The sequence below is a fragment of the Rhodopseudomonas sp. RCAM05734 genome, assembly GCF_052658035.1.
The window spans coordinates 4,001,221-4,020,587 of the sequence record NZ_CP199742.1 but is presented as its reverse complement, the minus strand read 5'-3'; the positions used below and the strand labels follow the sequence as shown (position 1 = coordinate 4,020,587).

Annotated in this window: 16 protein-coding genes; 3 read left to right on the top strand and 13 right to left on the bottom strand. The window is 65.7% G+C overall.

Translation table 11 applies throughout. From position 1 onward, the window contains the following. Nucleotides 1-179 precede the first annotated feature (179 nt). Nucleotides 180-950 carry an enoyl-CoA hydratase gene (locus ACUXVA_RS18920; protein WP_445487494.1) on the top strand — a complete coding sequence of 257 codons (771 nt, stop codon included), beginning with the start codon at nucleotides 180-182 and terminating at the stop codon, nucleotides 948-950. A 95-nt stretch (nucleotides 951-1,045) separates the two neighbouring features. Then, nucleotides 1,046-2,329 carry an MFS transporter gene (locus ACUXVA_RS18915; RefSeq protein WP_445487492.1) on the top strand — a complete coding sequence of 428 codons (1,284 nt, stop codon included), beginning with the start codon at nucleotides 1,046-1,048 and terminating at the stop codon, nucleotides 2,327-2,329. Between the two features lie 132 nt (nucleotides 2,330-2,461). Here the strand turns inward: ACUXVA_RS18915 and ACUXVA_RS18910 are convergent, their stop codons facing one another. After that, on the bottom strand, nucleotides 2,462-4,018 hold the full coding sequence (locus ACUXVA_RS18910; protein ID WP_445487490.1) for an acyl-CoA carboxylase subunit beta: 1,557 nt from the start codon (nucleotides 4,016-4,018) through the stop codon (nucleotides 2,462-2,464). Then, a complete protein-coding gene (locus ACUXVA_RS18905) occupies nucleotides 3,948-4,913 on the bottom strand; it encodes an IclR family transcriptional regulator (protein ID WP_445487488.1) in 966 nt (321 codons plus the stop codon). Before ACUXVA_RS18905 ends, ACUXVA_RS18910 begins: the two co-directional genes overlap by 71 nt. Nucleotides 4,914-5,140: 227 nt before the next feature. Here ACUXVA_RS18905 and ACUXVA_RS18900 point away from each other — a divergent pair, with 227 nt between their 5' ends. Further along, nucleotides 5,141-5,362, top strand: coding sequence for an acetyl-CoA carboxylase biotin carboxyl carrier protein subunit (locus tag ACUXVA_RS18900; protein ID WP_265078930.1), 222 nt, complete (start codon nucleotides 5,141-5,143; stop codon nucleotides 5,360-5,362). A gap of 1,022 nt (nucleotides 5,363-6,384) precedes the next feature. On the opposite strand, the gene ACUXVA_RS18895 is transcribed toward ACUXVA_RS18900, so the two are convergent. The 11 genes from ACUXVA_RS18895 to ACUXVA_RS18845 all read right to left on the bottom strand — a co-directional run bounded on the left by ACUXVA_RS18895 (nucleotide 6,385) and on the right by ACUXVA_RS18845 (nucleotide 19,249). Continuing rightward, entirely contained in the window at nucleotides 6,385-8,478 is a 2,094-nt protein-coding gene (locus tag ACUXVA_RS18895) for an acetate--CoA ligase family protein (protein WP_265078931.1), read from the bottom strand. Further along, nucleotides 8,475-8,843, bottom strand: coding sequence for a Zn-ribbon domain-containing OB-fold protein (locus ACUXVA_RS18890; RefSeq protein WP_265078932.1), 369 nt, complete (start codon nucleotides 8,841-8,843; stop codon nucleotides 8,475-8,477). The genes ACUXVA_RS18895 and ACUXVA_RS18890 overlap by 4 nt, the downstream gene beginning before the upstream one ends. After that, nucleotides 8,840-9,976 carry a thiolase family protein gene (locus ACUXVA_RS18885; RefSeq protein ID WP_265078933.1) on the bottom strand — a complete coding sequence of 379 codons (1,137 nt, stop codon included), beginning with the start codon at nucleotides 9,974-9,976 and terminating at the stop codon, nucleotides 8,840-8,842. Before ACUXVA_RS18885 ends, ACUXVA_RS18890 begins: the two co-directional genes overlap by 4 nt. A 199-nt stretch (nucleotides 9,977-10,175) precedes the next feature. After that, the gene (locus ACUXVA_RS18880) at nucleotides 10,176-11,342 is read right to left on the bottom strand and encodes an acyl-CoA dehydrogenase family protein (protein WP_445487484.1); all 1,167 of its coding nucleotides are present in this window, start codon (nucleotides 11,340-11,342) and stop codon (nucleotides 10,176-10,178) included. Nucleotides 11,343-11,346: 4 nt separating this feature from the next. After that, nucleotides 11,347-12,561 (bottom strand): CaiB/BaiF CoA transferase family protein, encoded by a 1,215-nt coding sequence (locus ACUXVA_RS18875; protein WP_265078935.1) that lies wholly within the window; start codon nucleotides 12,559-12,561, stop codon nucleotides 11,347-11,349. Nucleotides 12,562-12,871: 310 nt separating this feature from the next. Next, complete coding sequence (locus ACUXVA_RS18870; protein WP_265078936.1) at nucleotides 12,872-13,072, bottom strand: hypothetical protein; 201 nt, start codon at nucleotides 13,070-13,072, stop codon at nucleotides 12,872-12,874. A gap of 207 nt (nucleotides 13,073-13,279) precedes the next feature. Beyond that, nucleotides 13,280-14,833: a class I adenylate-forming enzyme family protein gene (locus ACUXVA_RS18865; RefSeq protein WP_265078937.1), complete on the bottom strand. Its 1,554-nt coding sequence runs from the start codon at nucleotides 14,831-14,833 to the stop codon at nucleotides 13,280-13,282. Nucleotides 14,834-14,856: 23 nt separating this feature from the next. Then, complete coding sequence (locus ACUXVA_RS18860) at nucleotides 14,857-16,026, bottom strand: acetyl-CoA acetyltransferase (RefSeq protein ID WP_265078938.1); 1,170 nt, start codon at nucleotides 16,024-16,026, stop codon at nucleotides 14,857-14,859. A gap of 199 nt (nucleotides 16,027-16,225) precedes the next feature. Further along, nucleotides 16,226-17,212 carry a D-erythronate dehydrogenase gene (gene denD / locus ACUXVA_RS18855; RefSeq protein ID WP_265078939.1) on the bottom strand — a complete coding sequence of 329 codons (987 nt, stop codon included), beginning with the start codon at nucleotides 17,210-17,212 and terminating at the stop codon, nucleotides 16,226-16,228. A gap of 167 nt (nucleotides 17,213-17,379) precedes the next feature. Then, nucleotides 17,380-18,297, bottom strand: coding sequence for a carbohydrate ABC transporter permease (locus ACUXVA_RS18850; RefSeq protein ID WP_265078940.1), 918 nt, complete (start codon nucleotides 18,295-18,297; stop codon nucleotides 17,380-17,382). After that, entirely contained in the window at nucleotides 18,290-19,249 is a 960-nt protein-coding gene (locus ACUXVA_RS18845; RefSeq protein WP_265078941.1) for a carbohydrate ABC transporter permease, read from the bottom strand. Before ACUXVA_RS18845 ends, ACUXVA_RS18850 begins: the two co-directional genes overlap by 8 nt. Between the last annotated feature and the right edge of the window lie 118 nt (nucleotides 19,250-19,367).

Here is a 19,367-nt window from a genome sequence, read left to right as displayed (position 1 = left end):
CCGACACTGATCGGCCGTATAAATGATGACTATCATTTTACTTCACTGCGCCACCCGGTGCAACGCAGCCCCCGCTACCGAAACGGAAATCGCTGCAGGAACTTGACAGGTTCCAGCTTTGACCCGGAAGTGGTACGACAAGACCGGCGGTTCACGCCAGCCCGACCTGCGAGGCCTCCATGCATATGCTCAACTCCCACTGCGGCATTGATCGTGATCAACGCGGCGTCGTGAAACTGACGATCTGCAACGCGGGCCCGCTCAACATCCTCGATTCGCCCGCGATCAACGCCGTCCGCGAAGGGCTCGATGTTCTGGCGTCGGAGGGCGATATTCGCGCCCTGGTGATCGCCGGCCAGAGTGAAAAGAGCATGATCGGCGGCGCCGACATCAAGGAGATGGCCACGCTCGACCAGGCTTCGGCCGAGCGGTTCATCACCGGCCTGCGCGACCTCTGCGAGGCGGCGCGGACGTTTCCGGCGCCGGTGATCGCGCGAATCCCGGGCTGGTGCCTCGGCGGCGGGCTGGAATTCGCGGCAGCCTGCGATTTCCGGGTCGCCGCCCACGACGCGAAATTCGCCATGCCGGAGGTGCGGGTCGGCATCCCCTCGGTGATCCACGCCGCCCTGCTGCCGCGACTGGTCGGCTGGGGGCGCGCCCGCTGGCTGATCATGACGGCAGCCACCATCGACGCGCCGACCGCGCTGAACTGGGGGCTGGTCGATGTGGTGGCACCGGAGGGCGGACTCGATGCCGCCGTCGAAAGCACGCTCGCCATGTTGCTGAAATGCGCCCCGCAAGCGCTGCGCGCGCAGAAAGCGCTATTGAAACAATGGGAAGAACTGCCGCTGAAGGAATCCGTCAGCCTCAGCATCGGGGTGTTCGGCGAAGCCTATCTGACCGGCGAGCCGCAACGGCTAATGCAAGGCTTCATCAACCGCAAGCGGTAGTCCGTCACAGCTACACAGGAGTTTCAGCTCGTATCGCATTGCAAATGGCGCGGCGCGTTATATGATATTCATAATTCAATACGACAGGAAACTCCATGATCTCCGGATGGCTCTCGACTGCCCTCGCCCGCCGCAACATCCACTACGGATGGGCGATGGTCGCCGTGACATTCCTCACGGCGCTGGTCAGCGCCGCTGCGGTCGGCGCGCCCGGCGTCTTCATCGTGCCGCTGCAGAAGGAATTCGGCTGGAGCACCGCGGAAATCGCCTCGGCGATGTCGATCCGCTTCGTGCTGTTCGGATTGATGGCGCCGTTCGCCGCCGCACTGATGAACCGCTACGGCCTGCGCAACGTCACGCTGGCGGCGCTGCTGGTGGTGGTCTCAAGCCTGCTGCTGTCGCTGGCCATGACGCAGCTCTGGCAGCCGGTTTTGCTATGGGGCGTCGCGGTCGGCATCGGCACCGGCATGACTGCGCTGGTGCTCGGCGCCACCATCGCGGCGCGCTGGTTCAGCGCGCGGCGCGGGCTGGTGGTCGGCATTCTCACTGCGAGTGCTGCAACCGGCCAGCTGATCTTCCTGCCGATCCTGGCCAGCATCACCGAACGCAGCGACTGGCGCTGGGCGCTGGCGCTGATGTGCGTGATGCTGGCGGTGGCGGCGCTCGGCGTGCTGCTGGTGATGCGCGACCGTCCGGGCGATATCGGGCTGCGTCCCTATGGCGACACCGGCACCGCGCCGCTGCCGGCCCCTGCTCCCGGCAACGCACCGATCATGGCGGCCGCGCTCGGCGCGCTGCGCGATGCCGCCAGGACGCGGGTGTTCTGGATTCTGTTCGCCACCTTCTTCATCTGCGGCGCCAGCACCAACGGGCTGGTGCAGGTGCATCTGATCCCCATGTGCCTCGATTTCGGCATCCCGCAGATGCAGGCCGCCGGCCTTCTCGCGGCCATGGGCGTGTTCGACTTCATCGGCACCATCGCCTCGGGCTGGCTGTCGGATCGCTACGACAACCGCTATCTGCTGTTCTGGTATTACGGGCTGCGCGGCCTGTCACTACTGGCGCTGCCGTTCACCGACTTCTCGTTCTACGGCCTGTCGCTGTTCGCCATGTTCTATGGCCTCGACTGGATCGCCACCGTGCCGCCGACGGTGCGGCTGACCGCCGCCAAGTTCGGGCCCGAGCGCGCCGGCCTGGTGTTCGGCTGGATTTTTGCCGGCCACCAGTTGGGGGCAGCCACCGCGGCATTCGGCGCCGGCCTGTCGCGCACCGTGCTGCTGAGCTACCTGCCGGCGTTCTTCGCCGCCGGCGCGCTGTGCATCGTCGCGGCGATCATCGTGTTGATGATCGCGCGCGACAAGAAGGTGGCGGCTGCCTAGCACTGTCATTCCGGGGCGCGAGGGTGCAGCCCGAGCGAACCCGGAATCCTGACATGTTCAGTGCTAAACACCTCGAGGTTCTGGGGTCGCGGTCGGCTTGCGCCGCCCGCGCCGCGGAACGACAACATTGGGTTACGGCCGCATTGCCAGCCGTGACGGTCCGGCCGTTCGCAACGGCTCCGCGAGGCGCGCGAACTCGCACAGCAGCGAACGCGTCTTGCGAGGATCGATGATCTCCTCGACCCAGAACTTCTCCGCCGAGCGGAACGGCGAGCGCAGCTTGTTGAGGCGGTCCTCGATCTCCTGCTGTTTGGCCTTGGGATCGGCGGCCGCGTCGATCTCGGCGCGATAGGCGGCCTCGATGCCGCCCTCCAGCGGCAGCGAGCCCCAATAGGCCGACGGCCACGCATAGCGCATCGAGAAGCGGTTGGCCGGCTGATGCACCACGCCGGCGACGCCGAAGGCGTTGCGGATGATGATCGTGCACCATGGCACCGTGGTCTGGTTGACCGCGGCCATGGCGCGCACGCCGTGGCGGATGGTGGCGGCCTTCTCCGCCTCGAGCCCGATCATGAAGCCCGGACAGTCCATCAGATAGACCACCGGCAGATGGAAGGTCTCGGCGAGATCGACGAAGCGCACCACCTTCTGGCACGCCTCCGCGGTCCACGAGCCGCCATAGTGATAGGAGTCGCCGGCGAGCAGCAGCACGGGACGGCCCTCGAGCCGGGCAAAGCCGGCGATGACCGGCCGGCCGAAATTCGCGGCCATCTCGAAGAACGAGCCCTTGTCGACGACGGCGTCGATGATCGGGCGCATCTTGTAGACCTGCCGGCGATTGCGCGGCACCGCAGAGATCAGCGATTCCTCGGCGCGTTCCGGATCGTCGTTGCAGGCCACGGTCGGCGGCAGGCCGTAGACCGACGACGGCAGATACGACAGGAATCTTCGCGCGCAGGCAAAAGCCTCTTCCTCGGTGTCGACCGCGTGATCGACGCCGCCGGCGCGGGTCTGGATATCGGCGCCGCCGAGCTCCCACTTGGTCAGGTCCTGGCCGAGCCGTTTCACCACCGGCGGTCCGGCCACGAACATGGCGGAAGTCTTGGTCATCACCGAATAGTGGCTCGCCGCCAGTCGCGCGGCGCCGAGTCCCGCGACCGAACCAAGGCCGAGGCCGACCACCGGCACCTGCGCCATGTTGGCGATCGTGTACCAGTACCATTGCGTGCCGCCGACGCCGCCCGGCAGATTGGCCGCGCCCTTGGTCTCGATGGTCTTGACCGAACCGCCGCCGCCGGAGCCCTCGATGATCCGCACGATGGGCAGCCGGAAATCATGGGCCATCTGCTCGGCCATCAGCGGCTTGGCAGAAATCGACGCATCCGCCGAGCCGCCGCGCACCGTGAAGTCGTCGCCGACCACAACGACGGGATGGCCATCGATCTTGCCGCGGCCGAACACGCAGTTCGCCGGCGTCGGCTGGGTGAGCGTGCCCGCTTCGTCATATTCGGCGACGCCGGAGATGGCGCCGACCTCGTGAAAGCTGTTGGCATCGATCAATCCGTCGATGCGCTGGCGAACCGTCAGCCGGCCCTGGTCATGCTGTCGCTTGACCTTGTCAACGCCGCCCATCTCCCGCGCGAACGCTTCGCGCCGGGAGAGGTAGTCGAGTTCCGGCTTCCAGTTCATTCGTGGCCTCCGCCTTGATGGTCTTCTTGTTGATTGAGGGAGGCGGCGCGTCGGTCGCCGCGTTGTAGAGGCCGTTATCGGCGTTGGTGACCATCTGGCCGATGGTGCCGCTGAGCGCGAGCAGCAGCGGCGCCACTTCGTCCTGCATCCGCTTCTCGTCATACATGGACGACAACAGGCCGATGGTGACCACCACATAGGTCTGATATTGCGGCGACCACATGGGCGTCGCGATGCCGTTAATATGCGGCGTGAACAGCCCGGTGGCGGTGACGTAGCCGTTCTCGCGCAGCGACTGGCGATTGGCCTCGATCCGGCTGCGCAGCACGCGGCCGTCTTCGGGGACTTCGCGTGCGATATCGTTGATCAGCGCGTCGCCGACGTTGTCGTCGAGGGCGGCGGTGTAAGCGTGTCCCGCCGCGGTGCGGCCCATGGCGATCCGGCTGCCGGTGGTGGAATGCAGGCCGAGCGCGTGATCGGCGCGGGCATATTCCAGATAGACCATATGGAAACGGTCGGGCACCAGGAAGCCGATGGTGCCGGGGATCTGGTCGGCGACCTCCTGTAGCCGCAGGCGGATCAGGTTGCGCAGCTGCAGACCGCGGGTCATCGACGTGCTCATGGCCACCGCGCTCGGCCCGATGCGGTACTTCTGGTCGGCGGGCAGATAGGCCAGCCGGCCCATGCGGGTCAGCGTATGCGTCAGCCGCGACACCGTGGAGCGCGGCAGGCCGCAGCGATTGGAGATTTCGAGATTGCCGAGCCGGGCGTCGTGGCCCTCGAAGCAACGCAGGATATCGAAGGCCCGCGACACCACCTGGATGACGTCGCCATCACCTGCCAGATCGCTGGCCAGAATCCCGTTTTTGCTAAGCCGCTCCGAGCGTCGTCCCATGATGCGTTTCCTGTCGACGGCGCATCTTCGGATCCGGTCATTGTGACCCTCCCCTGCGCGCCTGCCTATTTCGTTCTGCGGAATTAAATTCCACTTGCGGTCCAAGCTACATCACGCAATCCTGCACGACAACACCCCATCCCATTTCTCTCTCTCCAACCTTTTGCGCAGTTCGATCCGACCGCTGCCACTCAAACGAGCAGCCGGTGCGATCGACGGAGGACGCCATGCCAGAGATCAAGATCACCAGCGAAGTCGCCGGGCGCATTTGCGCATTGCCGCTCGACATCGGCGCAAGCGTCGGCGCGGGCGAAGAGGTCGCCTTCGTCGAGGCCATGAAGATGGAGATTCCCGTCGCCTCGCCTGTGGCAGCGAGAATCAAGTCGATCCTGGTGGCGATCGACGACGTGGTGGCCGAAGGTCAGTTGCTGGTGATTGTCGAGACGTGAGGCGCGCGGGCGCTGCGCAGCGCTCTTCCTTTTCCCTCCCCACGCGTCTTCGCGGTGGGGAGGGTGGCGCGTGTGAGCGGAGCGAACAACGCGTCGGGTGGGGGGACGCGCAGCATACGCGACAGCGCGTGGCGCGCCCCCAGCCCGGCCTCCACTTCGCCGATGCTGCGCATCGCCTTCGTTCGGCCGACCCTCCCCGCCTCGCGCGACTGCGCCGCGCTCCGGGGGAGGGATTCTTCAGGCGCCTTGCCTGAACATCTGATTCAATTGTCAAACAGCCATGCGATCGCATCCCCGCGACGCTTGCGCGCCCGGGCTGTGCTGCATTCCCTTGCCCCCTCGAAATCGAGAGGTCGCGCGGAACGCCGGGTGCCCGATGCACCCATGGGCTTGTGCGCAAAGTATAGTAAGCGCACAAGGCTTGCCACGGTCACACCGGGAAACAGCCCGGCGTTCCGCGCGCAGTGGTGTTAACGGCTTATTGCGTGCTCTCCCCGGCGGCCGACACGGTTTCTCGTCGCCGTCGCTTCCGGTTGAGGGTGTTCCACGGACGGGTTGCCGCGGACTCTCCACCGGGCTTGGTGCTCACGCGGGGCACCAGGACCACACGCCTTCGCCGTCCGCGCAGCGCTGTCGTCTGCGCTTCCTTCAGTTCTCACTGGCCATTCTGGCGAGCCCTGAACCGAATTCCGCGCCTGACGCTGCCGCGTCCACCGCACCCCGCCCCGCGAACCTGACGATCGCGATACGCCCCTCTCGGTGGGACGGGATGTCATGGATTATAAACCTAAACCAATGATCGTCAAGAGAGTCTAGGAAAAAATATCGCCATCCGAGTTGGGTCCGTTCCCCGGACGCGGTGCACCACGCCGCGCTTGCGCGGCATGGTGCACCGCAGATCCGGCCCAGCTCGTTGACATCAAGAAGCTGGATCCCGGGTCTGCGCAGCAGCACTTTCGGCGATGCTGCGCATCGCCTGTGCTGCAGCGCGCCCGGGAAACGGTGAGGAACCGGACCGAAGGCTACCTCCCCTGAAACACCACGGCATCGACCACCACGCAGCCCTTGCCCGCGCTGTCGAGCATGACAGGGTTGAGGTCGATGCTCATCACCTTGGCCGACGCGTCGCGCATCAGTTCGCCGATCTTCACCACGGCGTCGCAGAGCGCCGCGACGTCCATCGGCGGTTCGCCGCGCACGCCGGCGAACAGCGGCGCGATGCGCAGCCTGCCGAGCGCTTCCCGGACGTCGTCGGTCGAGAAGGGCGGCAGCAGCAGCGTCGTGTCCTTGAACACCTCGACATACTTGCCGCCGTCGCCGACCGCGACCACCGGGCCGAACACCGGATCGCGATGCGCGCCGATCATGATCTCGCGGCGGCCGCTGGCCATGGCGGCGACGATGACGCCGTCGAAGCGCGCGCCGTGCTTGCGGATGATGTCCTCCATCACGGCGTAGATCTCGCCGGCCTCCTCGCGCGCCTTGACGCCGACCTTGACCAGGCCGAGTTCGGACTTGTGCGCGATATCGGCCGAGCAGCCCTTGACGACAACAGGACCGCCGATGGCCTCGAAGGCCGCAACGGCTTCGGCGCGCGAGCGGCACAGCCGGTACGGCACCACGGGAATGCCGCGTTTGCCCAGCAGGTCGAGACTGTCGGCCTCGTTCAGCATGGTCATCTCGCCGGCCGACGCGATCAGCGCGTCGGATTTTCCGCGGCTGGCGCGGCGCTCCAGCGTGCGCGCCATCAACTCGCGATGGGCGAGGAACTGATGCAGCGCGGTGACCGCCTCCACCTCGGTAGGAAATACCGAGACGCCCTGGGCCTGGAATTCCACGGCCACGCTGGGCTGCGTCGCCGCCACCACCAGCGGCTTGCCGGTCTGCGCTGCGAAGGCTGCGGAGTCCCGCGCAAAGGCCGCCACGTCATAGCCGGGACCGGCGACGGGCACGCCGATCACGAAGGCATCGGCGGCAGGGTCCTCGGCAATTACCGGCAGGATGTCGCCGAACAGCCGGCTGTTGGAGAGCAGCGCCGCGGTGAGATCGATGGGATTGGTCGTGGTGGCAAAGCTCGGCAGGATGCCCTTCAGTTTCCTGTCCGTATCGTCAGACAGTTTGGCCATGGGCATGCCCACGGTGGTGGCGGCGTCCGCCGTCATCACGCAGACCGCGCCGGAATTGCTGATGGCGACCAGCCGCCTGCCCCGCGGCTTCCAGCCCTTGAGATAGAGCTCGGTGGCCTCCACCAGGCCGCGCATGTCCGGCGCGCGCCAGATGCCATGATGCTCGAAGAAGGCATCGACCACGCGGTCCTCGTTGGCCAGCGCGCCGGTGTGCGACTGCGCGGCCTGGCGGCCGGCCTCGGAGCGGCCCGACTTCAGCGCGATAATCGGCAGGTCGCGGTCGAGCGCGATGGCCGCGAGTTCTTCGAGATACTTCTTGTCCGGGATGCTCTCGAGATAGAGCAGCATCAGCTTGACCTCGGGATCTTCGGCCACCGCAATGGCCAGTTCGCCCACGGTGATGTCGGCATCGTTGCCGGTGGCATGGCTGTGGCGCACGCCGATGCCGCGCGGATTGAGGAAGCCGACCGGCACGGTGGACAGCGCGCCGCTCTGGCTGAGCATGGCGACATGGCCCTCGACGCGGTCGAACTCCATGAACATGGTGGAGAACGAGGCGATGGCGCCGGTGCCGAAATTGGCGAGGCCCTGCGAATTCGGCCCGACAATGCGCATGCCGGCCTTGTGAGCGACCTCGACCATGCGGCGCTCCTTGGCCTTGCCGGCGATGGCATCGACCTCGCCGAAACCCGAGGCCATCACCACGGCGATCTTGACGCCGAAGGCGGCGCAATCTTCCACCGCGGCAATGGCATTGTCGCCGGCCACCGCGACGATCACCATCTCCGGCGCCTCCGGCAGATCGCGCAGGCTCGGATAGCAGCGCTCGCCCTGGATCTCGGTGCGGGTCGGATTGATCGGATAGATCTTGCCCTTGAAGCCGAATTTCTTGAGGTAATGAACCGGCCGGCCGCCAACCTTGTTGGGATTTTCGGAGGCACCGATGATGGCGACCGAGCGGGGATCGAGGGCGGCGCGAAGACGGCTCATGGAAGAGTCCTTTCGAAATAGGGTACGAGGCGACCGGTGAATTGCCGGAAGCCGGCAGCCACCTTGTCGCCGATGACGAGATCGTTGGCCCCGTGGGCCATCATGCGAAAACCTTCGGCGGTGTCGATGAGAACGATGTTGTAGGGCACGTGGGCGCGCGCCTCGGGCGTCGCCGCGCGCAGCACCAGCGATGTCGCGTAGACGGTGCCCTGCCCGCTGGCGATTTTGTCGACCGGGTCGGGCGCGCCGCAAGCGGCGCAGAAGGCACGGCGGAAATATTGCACGGCTTGGCACGACGCGCACGTTTGATAGCTGATAGCTTCCACGCCGGTGGTCCAGTCGGCAACTGGCTTGAGCGACTTCATTGCACCCGCTCCAGGACCATGCTGACATGGGACGACAGCACGCCGCCGTCGCCATGCAGCAGCGCCAGCGAGGCATCGCGCACCTGGCGGTTGGCGGCGCGGCCGGTCATCTGCAGATGGGTCTCGACCAGATGCGCCATGGCGCCGCCGACGCCGCAATGGCCATAGCTCAGCAAGCCGCCATGGGTGTTCAGCGGCATGGCGCCGTGTTGTCCGAAATGCCCGGCGCGCACCAGCGCCGCCGCTTCGCCGCGGCGGGCGAGGCCGAGGTCTTCCAGCAGCATGGCAAGGGTGATGGTGAAGCTGTCGTAGACGGCAGCGTAGCGCACATCGGCGATGGCGATGCCGGTCGCAGCCTTGAGCCGGGCGATGGAGATTTCCGCGCCAAGCTCGGATAGCGCGGGCGCCGCGGTGACATGCTGATGGGTATGCGCCTGCGCGGCACCCAGAACGCGGACGCCGATGGCGCCGGTGCGCTCGCGGCTGACCACGAAAGCGGCGCCGCCGTCGGACACCGGGCAGCAATCCAGCAGCTTCAGCGGACTGGCGATCGGCTTCGATTCCATGACGTCGGCCACGGTGATGGCGTCATGAAACTGCGCGCCGGGATGGGTCAGCGCGTGCGCCCGCATCAGCACGGCGAATTCGGCGAGGTCTTCCTCGGTGACGCCGTAGTCGTGCATGTAGCGATTGGCGACGAGACCGTAGTAAGCGGGGATGGTCGGGCCAAGCGGCACCTCAAAGACGGGATGGCCGACCTGCGCCAGCGCCTGGATCGAGGCGTCGCGGCTCTGGCCGGTCAGGCGGTTTTCGCCGCCGACCACCAGCACATGCTTTGCGACACCGGCATCCACCAGCGTATGCGCCAGCATGGCCATCGCCATGCCGGTGGCGCCGCCGACCTGGATGGCGTGGGCATAGGACGGGGTGATGCCGAAATGCTCGGCGAACACGGTGGCCAGCATGATATGCGGCATGGTGGTGGAATAGCCGCACAGGAAACCGTCGATGTCGGATCGCTTGAGGCCGGCATCGGCGAGCGCGGCTTCGGCGGCCGTGCTCATCAGGTCGAGGGTGGACGAGCCCTCATGCTTGCCGAACGGGGTGAGGCCGACGCCGGTGATGTAGCTCATGTGTTGCGCCAAGCTCGGTCGTCGTCCCCGCGAAGGCGGGGACCCATAACCACCGTATTCCGAGTGGCGCGCTGCGGGAGCCACGGCGCTCCGTTTGGAGGAGCGGAGGGTATGGGTCCCCGCCTTCGCGGGGACGACGGGCGGAGAGTTGCCACCGCAACGATGGACCGCGCTGCGCTGCTCAATGGCGACACCATCATCAATACGACTTCGGCAGCCCGAGCACGCGCTCGGCGATGAAGGACAGGATCAGCTCGCGGCTGATCGGCGCGATACGCGGGATCAGGGATTCCCTGAGATAGCGCTCGACGTGATATTCCTTGGCGTAGCCGAAGCCGCCATGGGTCATCACCGCCTGCTCGCAGGCGTGATAGCCGGCCTCGCCGGCGAGATATTTCGCGGCATTGGCGGCGGGGCCGCACGGCAGGTTCTGATCGTATTGCCAGCCGGCCGACAGGGTCATCAGCCAGGCGGCTTCCAGCTCCATCCAGTTCTTCGCCAGGGGATGCTGGATCGCCTGGTTCTGGCCGATCGGGCGGTTGAACACGACGCGCGACTTGGCGTAGTCGGCGGCGCGCTTCAGGGCCAGCTTGCCGAGACCGACGGCTTCGGCAGCGATCAGGATACGCTCCGGATTCATGCCATGCAGGATGTAGTCGAAGCCGCGCCCCTCCTCGCCGATGCGGTCGGCAACGGGGATCTCGAAATCCGCGATGAACAGCTCGTTGGAGTCGACGGCCTTGCGGCCCATCTTCTCGATCTCGTGCACGGCGATCCTGCTGCGATCGAAATCGGTGTAGAACAGGCTAAGGCCGTGGGTCGGCTTCTTCACATCTTCGAGCGGCGTGGTGCGCGCCAGCAGCAGGATCTTTTCCGCCACCTGGGCGGTGGAGATCCACACCTTCTGGCCGTTGACCACGTATTTGTCGCCGTCGCGCACCGCGCGGGTTTTCAGCCGCGTGGTGTTGAGGCCGGTGTTGGGTTCGGTGACCGCGAAGCAGGCTTTTTCCGCCCCCGACACGATGCCGGGCAGCATGCGCGCGCATTGTTCGGGCGTGCCGAACACCACCACGGGATTGAGCCCGAACACATTCATATGGATCGCCGAGGCGCCGGACATCCCTGCCCCGGATTCCGAAATGGTCCGCATCATGATCGCGGCCTCGCTGATCCCCAGCCCGGAGCCGCCATAGGCTTCGGGAATGCAGATGCCGAGCCAGCCGGCCTCGGCCATCGCCTTGTGGAATTCGTGCGGGAAGCCGCCGTCCTTGTCCTTGCCCAGCCAGTAGGCATCGTCGAAGCGGGCGCAGATCTTTTCGATCGCGTCGCGGATCGACTCCTCGTTGGCGTCGGTGGCGAAATCCATGGGATCAGACCTGTGCGGTATCGAGGATCGGCGTGCGAATGACGCCGTCGGCAGCGAGCTGCGCGATTTCGGCGGCGGAATAGCCGGCCTCGGCGAGGATCTCGGCGCTGTGCTCGCCCAGCATGGCGGCAAGCCGCGGCGTTTCCACGGGGGTCTGCGACCAGGTGGCGGAGACCTTCATGTTGCGGATCGCGCCTTCGGTGGGATGCTCGACCACGGGGAAGAAATCCGTCGCCAGCAGATGCGGATCGGTCAGCATGCTCTCGAGGTCGTGCATCGGCAGTGACGGGACGTCGGCATCGTCCAGCAGCCTGATCCATTCCGCGGTCGTTCTGGTCAGGAAGATGTTCGACAGTTCGGCCAGCACCACGTCGATATGCGCCGTGCGCTGCGGGAAGCTCGCATACATCGGATCGGCCAGCAGGTCGTCGCGGCCGACCGCACGCAGGAAGCTCAGCCACTGCTTGTCGTTGTAGACCATGGCGCAGATGTAGCCGTCGCTGGTCTGGTACGGGCGACGGTCCGGCGACAGATGGCGGGCGTAGCCGCCCTTGTCGAGCGGCGGCTCATAGGTGAGGCCGCCGAGATGGTCGCCCATCACGAAGCTGGCCATGGTTTCGAACATGGGAATGTCCAGCCGCTGGCCCTGCCCGGTGCGGTCGCGATGCACCACGCTGGCGAGAATGGCGCCGACGGCCGTGAGGCCGACAATGCGGTCGACCAGCGCGTTGGGCACGTAGCGCGGCGGGCCGTCGCTGACGCGCGCCACCAGATGCGGCAGCGCCGTGGCGCCCTGGATCAGGTCGTCATAGGCGGCCTTGGCCGCATAGGGGCCGTCCTGCCCGAAGCCGAACACGCCGGCATAGACCAGCCGGGGATTGATCGCCGCGCAGACCTCGTAGCTCAGATCGAGCCGCGCCATGGCCTGCGGGCGGATGTTGTAGATCAGAACGTCGGCGTCCCTGACCAGCCGCAGCAACGCATCGCGGCCGGCGGGTTTCTTGAGGTCGAGGCACAGGCTGCGCTTGCTGCGATTGGTGTTGAGAAAGAACGGTCCCATGCCGGGATGGCGCATCGGCCCGATCTGCCGGGTGACGTCGCCATCGGGGGATTCGACCTTGACGACGTCGGCGCCGTAATCACCGAGCATCTGGGTGGCGTATGGGCCCATCAGCACCGACGTCATGTCGATGACTCTGACCCCTTGCAATGGTCCCATGGTTTCGTCCGCTCCCGATCAGCATCGCGCGGCGCTCTCGGGCGCCGTCTCGCTGCTGCCTAGTAGCGGCATGGCATCGGCAAGATCAAGGCCGGCTGGCGCGGGGCCGCATGCGTGGGATGAAGGTGTCGGGCAATGGACGGGGCGGTGCGGCGTTCCCCGGATGCTGCGCAACGCGTCGCCCTTGCGACGTGGTGCGCTGCTGATCCGGGGTCCAGCTCATGCCGCGAAAGGCAGGGTCCCGGATCTGCGGAGCAGCGCAAAGGGCGCTGCACCGCGTCCGGGACAAGAGAGCACGGACCTTCGCCGCCTACTTGCCCAACAGCGCGTCGCGCGCGGCGGTCAGCTTGTCCAGCTCGGCATTCTGCGCTTCGAGGCGATCGGCGGTGCGTTCTTCGGTCGAGCCGCCCGAGGCGCCGGCGGCCTGCTCGACCAGTTGGCGGATATTATCCTGCAGGATGGCGATGCGGTCGTTGAGTTCGGAAAGCGAAAGCGAATTGTCGTTGGCCATGAGGTCGTCTCCTGGGGGACTTTGAAGTTACGCAAGGGTTAGCCGGTTCGCGGCGCCGGACCTATCGATATTTTGCCGCACGGAGGGACATCGTCATCCTGAGGCGCTCGCCTCAGGCGCAGCTCTTGCTCCGCCGCAACGGCGAGCCTCGAAGGATGCGGCCACCAGCTTGCAGCCCATCCTTCGAGGCGCGCAAGAGCGCGCACCTCAGGATGACGACGGCGGGCCGGATTGCGCCATGACCTGCCGCAATTCGGTCTTCAGCACCTTGCCGTAATTGTTCTTCGGCAATGCGTCCATGAACACGTAGCGCTTCGGCCGCTTGAAGCGGGCGATGCTGCGCAGGCAATGGGCGTCCAGCGCCGCGTCGTCCGCCGTGGCGCCGGGCTTGAGCACCACGCAGGCGACGACGATCTCACCCCATTCGGGATCTGGCACGCCGATGCTCGACACCTCCTGCACATCGGGATGGGTCAGCAGCGCCTCCTCGACCTCGCGCGGATAGATGTTGGTCCCGCCGGAGATGATCACGTCCTTGGAGCGGTCGGACAATGTGAGGAAGCCGTCTTCGTCGAGCCGGCCGACGTCGCCGGTGCGCAGCCAGCCGTCCTTCAGCGTCTCGGCATTGGCCTTGTCGTTGTTCCAGTAGCCGAGCATCACCGCCGGCCCCCTGGCCTCGATCTCGCCGGTCTCGCCCGCCGGCAGCGGCTTGCCATCGGCATCGGTGATGCGCACCGACATCACGCTCTGCGCCACCCCGACCGAAGCGAGGCGCTGTAGATAGCGGGGATGATCGACGTCCGCATGCCAGGCGCGCGGCAGCGAGGTGATGGTCATCGGCGACTCGCCCTGCCCGTAGATCTGCACAAAACGCTGGCCCATGGTGGCGAGCGCGTCGCGGATATCGGCGAGATACATCGGACCGCCGCCATAGACGATGGTGCGAATGCCCTCGCCCTGCTCGCCGCGCTTCTTGGCGGCATCGACCAGGCGGCGCACCATGGTGGGCGCGGCAAACATCGCGACATGGTCGAGCTGCTTTGCCAGCGTCAGCACCTCGTCGGCATCGAAGCCGCCGGAGACCGGCACCACATGGCGCGCGGCCATGCGGACATGGATGAAGTTGTACAGACCGGCGCCGTGGGAAATCGGCGCGGCGTAGAGTGCGGCGTCCTGGCCGGTGACCGTATCGACATCGGCGAGATAGCACAGCGACGCCGCCACCAGATTGCCGTGGCTGAGCATCACGCCCTTCGGCCGGCCGGTGGTGCCGGAGGTGTAGAACAGCCAGGCCAGATCGTGATCGTCGCGCGGCAGCGGCGCCGGCAGGCCACCGTCGTCGTTGCGAAAGCTGCGATACTCGGCCGACTCCACCGCCAGCATCTGCATGCCGGCCGGCAGGTCTTCCATGACCTGCGCCAGCGCCTTGCTGCTGTCGTCATCGACGAAGGCGAGCCTGGCGCCAGCATTGTCGCAGATCCACGCGGCTTCGCGGCCGTGCAGCTTGGCGTTGATGGGGATCACCGCGGCGCCGATCCACCACACCGCATACATGCATTCGAGATATTGGGTGCAGTTGGACATGAACAGCGCGACGCGGTCGCCCGGCTGCACGCCATAATCGCGCATCAGCGCCGCGCCGAGCGCACGGGCACGCCGGGCAAAGGTCGCGTAGTCCGCCTCGACCGCCGTGCCGCTCAGCAGCGCCGGCGCATGGGGATGCAGACGCGCGGACGCTGCCAGCCAGTCGGCCACGTTCATGGGCTATCCTCGCCTGCGCCGGGCTATTTCGCGGGCTCCAGCACGGAGACGTAGTTGGCCACCGCCGCGCCACCCATGTTGAAGATCCCGGCCAGCTTGGCGTTCTTGATCTGCATGCCTTCCGGCGCCTGGCCGAGCAGTTGCATCGCGCTCAGCACATGCATGGAGACGCCGGTGGCGCCGATCGGATGGCCCTTGGCCTTGAGGCCGCCGGACGGATTGATCGGCAGTTTACCGTCCTTCTGGGTCCAGCCTTCCTTGATGGCACGGGCGCCCTGCCCGCGTTCGGTCAGGCCCATGGCTTCGTATTCGATCAGTTCGGCCACGGTGAAGCAGTCGTGGGTTTCCACGAAGGAGAGATCATCGAGGGTGATGCCGGCCGCCTCCAGCGCGCGCTGCCAGGCCACAGTGCAGCCCTCGAAGGCGAGAATGTCGCGCTTGGACATCGGCAGGAAGTCCTGGGCATGCGCGGTGGCCTTGATGGTCACCGCCTTGCCCATGGTCTTCGCGGTCTCGGAGTCCGTGAGCACCAGGGCCGCGGCGCCGTCCGACACCAGCGAACAGTCGGTGCGCTTCAGCGGACCTGCGACGAACGGGTTCTTCTCGCTCTCGGAGCGGCAGAACTCAAAACCGAAATCCTTGCGCATCTGCGCATAGGGATTGTGCACGCCATTGGCGTGGTTCTTGGCGGCGATCATCGCCAGCGCGTCGGACTGGTCGCCGTATTTCTGGAAGTATTTTTGCGCGATGCCGCCGAATACGCCGGCGAAACCCGCGGGGGTCTCGCCGTCTTCCGGCAGGTAGGACGCGCGCAGCAGGTTCTTGCCGATCTCCGGGCCGGGCGTGCGCGTCATCTGCTCGACGCCGACCACCAGCACGATTTTTGCCGTGCCCGCGGCGATGGATTTCACGCCCTGGTGCACCGCGGCCGAGCCGGTGGCGCAGGCATTTTCGACGCGGGTGGCGGGCTTGAAGCGCAGCGCCGGATCGGCCTGCAGCACCAAAGCGGCCGTAAAGTCCTGCGGCGAGAAACCAGCGTTGAAATGGCCGAGCACGATTTCGTCGACGTCGGCCGCGGAAATCCCCGCATCGGCCATCGCCTCATTGGCGACCTTGACGATCAGGCTCTCGACGGTCTCTGCGTCGAACTTGCCGAACGGCGTATGCGCCCATCCAACGATGCTGGCGGTCATGCGGTTTCTCCCGGGTGAAGTTGTTGGGGTCAATATAGACACGGGAGCCGGCAGATCAAACCGTCATTGCAGGATGCGCTTCAGCTCTGCATTTGCGATCGGAACTCCGTCATGCCCGGCCTTGTGCCGGGCATCCACGTTCGTGCGGAACATCGTGGATGGCCGGGACAAGCCCGGCCATGACGGGGAGAGAGCTGCGTTACGCCACGAACTTTCCGCCCAGCTCATCCTCGATGTGAATCCGGATGATGTCGTCAAAGGTCTTTTCCGCCGTGGTGAAGCCGAGCTTGAGGGCGCGGTCGGTGGTGAAGTCGCGCGGCCAGCCGGACACGATGCCGGTGATCACCGGATCGGTCTCGCGCCTGATCCGCGCCACCACGCTCTTGCCGGCGACCCGCTCCAGCGCCGCGATCTGTTCGCCCACGGTGACCGACATTCCGGGCATGCTGAGATTGCGCCGCGCGCCCATGGCGGCGAGGTCCATGGTGCCGGCGTGAACCAGGAAGCCCACCGCCGAGCGTGGCGAGGCGTGCCAGTGGCGGACGTCTTCCGAGACCGGCAGCACGGCCTCATGGCCGGCCAGCGGCTCGCGGATGATGTTGGAGAAGAAGCCGGACGCTGCCTTGTTGGGCTTGCCCGGCCGAACGCAGATGGTCGGCAGGCGGATGCCGATGCCGTCGAGAAAGCCCCTGCGGCTGTAATCCGCGATCAGCATTTCGCAGATCGACTTCTGCGTGCCGTAGGAGGTCAGCGGCGTATGGAAGAATTCGTCGCCGATCTTGTCCGGGAACGGCGCGCCGAACACCGCGATCGACGAGGTGAACACCAGGCGCGGTCTGTAGCCGCCGCCGACGGCGCGGATGGCGTCGATCAGGAAGCGGGTGCCGTCGAGATTGATGCGGTAGCCCTTGTCGAAATCGGCCTCGGCCTCGCCGGAGACGATGGCGGCGAGGTGGAAGATCACCTCGGGGCGATGTGTCAGCAGCGGCGCAGCGGTGGCGGGATCGGCGAAATCCGAGGTGACCAAGCTGATGGGAATCGTGGCGTTGGCCGGCTTCATCGGCGCCACCACGTCCTGCAAGGTCATGCGCGTGATCTCGCGGCTCCCGAGCCGGCCATCGGCCAGCAGTTTTTCGGTGAGCTTGCGGCCGACCATGCCGGCGGCGCCGAGAATGAGGATATGCAAGGGAAACTCCGTTTCTTGTTGCTAGTCGACTGAAGCACCATGACCCTCATGGTGAGGAGGCGCTTCGTCAGCGCCGTCTCGAACCATGGGGGAGTGTTTGGCCATCCTTCGAGACGCGGTCGAAGACGACCGCTCCTCAGGATGAGGGCGGTGTTTTCGTAAGCCGCCTACTCCTTCACCGCGCCCGTCATCGCCGACACATAATGCTCGACGAAGAACGCATACAGGATCACCAGCGGCAATGATCCGACCAGCGCGCCGGCCATCAGCGAGCCCCATTTGTAGATGTCGCCGTCGACGAACTCGTTGACGATGGCCACCGGCACGGTCTTGTTCTGGGTCGATTGCAGGAAGGTGAGCGCGTAGATGAACTCGTTCCAGCACAAAGTGAACGAGAAGATGAAGGCCGAGATCAGTCCGGGCACCGCCAGCGGCACGATGATCTTGACCAGGATCTGCCAGCGCGACGCGCCGTCGATCAGCGCGCATTCCTCGAGTTCGAACGGGATGGTCTTGAAGTAACCCATCAGCAGCCAGGTGGAGAACGGGATCAGCAGCGTCGGATAGATCAGGATCAGCGACAGCGGCGAGTCGAACAGCCCATAGGCCTGGATCACCGAGGCCAGCGGGATGAACAGGATCGACGGCGGCACCAGATAGGCCATGAAGATCGTCGCGCCGACCACTTCGGCGCCGCGAAACCGCAGCCGGACGATGGCATAGGCCGCCAGCACCGAGGCGATGATCGACAGCGTGGTAGCTGCCGCCGCCACATACATGGTGTTCCACAGCCAGCGCGGATAGTTGGTCTCGAACAGCAGCTTGTTGATGTGCTTCAGGGTCGGCTTGATGACCCAGAACGGATTGAACTTCTCCATGTCGATGAGCTGTTCGTCCGGCTTGATGGACGTCAGCGCCATCCAGTAGAACGGGAACAGCAGGATCACCACGATGATGAACAGCGGGATGTAGAGCGTGACGATGCGGCTGGGCAACGACTCCAGATAGGTCATGCCCTCGCTGTTGTCGTCCTGCTCGACGGTGGCCGCCGGAGCGACGCGGGTGTTGGCGGGTACGTCAGTCATTGTCAGTGCCTTGCTGCCACTTGCGGCGTTGCATGCCGAACCAGGAGATCGCGATGGCGGCCATCAGGAACGGGATCATGGCGGTGGCGATGGCGGCCCCTTCGCCGAGCCGGCCGGAGAGAATGCCGCGCTGATAGCTCAGCGTTGCCATCAGATGCGTCGCATTGACCGGACCGCCGCGGGTCAGCGCCCAGATCAGCTGGAAGTCGGTGAAAGTAAACAGCACCGAGAAGGTCATGACCACGGCGATGATCGGCGTCAGCAAGGGATAGGTGATGAAGCGGAAGCGCTGCCACGGCGTCGCGCCATCCAGCACCGCCGCCTCGTACAGCGACGGCGACACCGTCTGCAGCCCGGCCAGCAGGGTAATGGCCACGAACGGCACGCCGCGCCAGATATTGGCGAAGATCACGCTGGCGCGCGCCATGTTGCCATCGCCGAGGAAATTGATGTTGTGGTCGATCAGCCCCATCTTGATCAACGACCAGGAGATGATCGAGAACTGCGAATCGTAGATCCACCAGAAGGCAATGGCCGACAGCACGGTGGGCACGATGAACGGGATCAGCACCGCGGCGCGGATCAGCGCCTTGAACGGCATGTGGCGGTTCAGGAGCAGCGCCAGATACAGGCCGACCGCGAATTTGATGGCGGAGGCGACGATCGTATAGAGCAGCGTGTTGAACACCGACAGCCAGAAGATCGAATCGTCCTTCAGCCACTCGTAGTTTTCGAGGCCGACGAACACGCCGGCGCGGCCGATGCGGTCATCGGTAAAGCTCATCCAGACGCCGAGAAACAGCGGATAGGCCAGGAACAGGATCAGGAACGCCGCAGCCGGCAGCATGAACCACACCGCCAGCCAGTTGCGGTTGGTGCGCAGCCGGTCCCATGCGGAGGATTTCCCGTAATGCCTGGTCGGCGTGGGGAGCGGTGTGGGGATGGTCGTCATACAGTAACAGCTCCTGCTCGTGTCCCAGGCGCGGAGCAGCACAGGCCTCGCGCCGTGCTGCTCCGCAGAACCGGGCCTCGTGAGGCTCCGGCGTTTGGTACGGTCCCGGATCTGCGAA

What these genes read in the sequence shown, in the direction of transcription:
- ACUXVA_RS18880 (WP_445487484.1), bottom strand. Translation starts at nt 11,342, where the DNA reads ATGGATTTCGCCACCGACGCCAACGAGGAGTCGATCCGCGACGCGATC.
- ACUXVA_RS18915 (WP_445487492.1), top strand. Translation starts at nt 1,046, where the DNA reads ATGATCTCCGGATGGCTCTCGACTGCCCTCGCCCGCCGCAACATCCAC.
- ACUXVA_RS18865 (WP_265078937.1), bottom strand. Translation starts at nt 14,833, where the DNA reads ATGAACGTGGCCGACTGGCTGGCAGCGTCCGCGCGTCTGCATCCCCAT.
- ACUXVA_RS18860 (WP_265078938.1), bottom strand. Translation starts at nt 16,026, where the DNA reads ATGACCGCCAGCATCGTTGGATGGGCGCATACGCCGTTCGGCAAGTTC.
- ACUXVA_RS18920 (WP_445487494.1), top strand. Translation starts at nt 180, where the DNA reads ATGCATATGCTCAACTCCCACTGCGGCATTGATCGTGATCAACGCGGC.
- ACUXVA_RS18910 (WP_445487490.1), bottom strand. Translation starts at nt 4,018, where the DNA reads ATGAACTGGAAGCCGGAACTCGACTACCTCTCCCGGCGCGAAGCGTTC.
- ACUXVA_RS18850 (WP_265078940.1), bottom strand. Translation starts at nt 18,297, where the DNA reads ATGACTGACGTACCCGCCAACACCCGCGTCGCTCCGGCGGCCACCGTC.
- ACUXVA_RS18875 (WP_265078935.1), bottom strand. Translation starts at nt 12,561, where the DNA reads ATGGGACCATTGCAAGGGGTCAGAGTCATCGACATGACGTCGGTGCTG.
- ACUXVA_RS18900 (WP_265078930.1), top strand. Translation starts at nt 5,141, where the DNA reads ATGCCAGAGATCAAGATCACCAGCGAAGTCGCCGGGCGCATTTGCGCA.
- ACUXVA_RS18885 (WP_265078933.1), bottom strand. Translation starts at nt 9,976, where the DNA reads ATGAGCTACATCACCGGCGTCGGCCTCACCCCGTTCGGCAAGCATGAG.
- ACUXVA_RS18905 (WP_445487488.1), bottom strand. Translation starts at nt 4,913, where the DNA reads ATGGGACGACGCTCGGAGCGGCTTAGCAAAAACGGGATTCTGGCCAGC.
- ACUXVA_RS18870 (WP_265078936.1), bottom strand. Translation starts at nt 13,072, where the DNA reads ATGGCCAACGACAATTCGCTTTCGCTTTCCGAACTCAACGACCGCATC.
- ACUXVA_RS18890 (WP_265078932.1), bottom strand. Translation starts at nt 8,843, where the DNA reads ATGAAGTCGCTCAAGCCAGTTGCCGACTGGACCACCGGCGTGGAAGCT.
- ACUXVA_RS18895 (WP_265078931.1), bottom strand. Translation starts at nt 8,478, where the DNA reads ATGAGCCGTCTTCGCGCCGCCCTCGATCCCCGCTCGGTCGCCATCATC.
- ACUXVA_RS18845 (WP_265078941.1), bottom strand. Translation starts at nt 19,249, where the DNA reads ATGACGACCATCCCCACACCGCTCCCCACGCCGACCAGGCATTACGGG.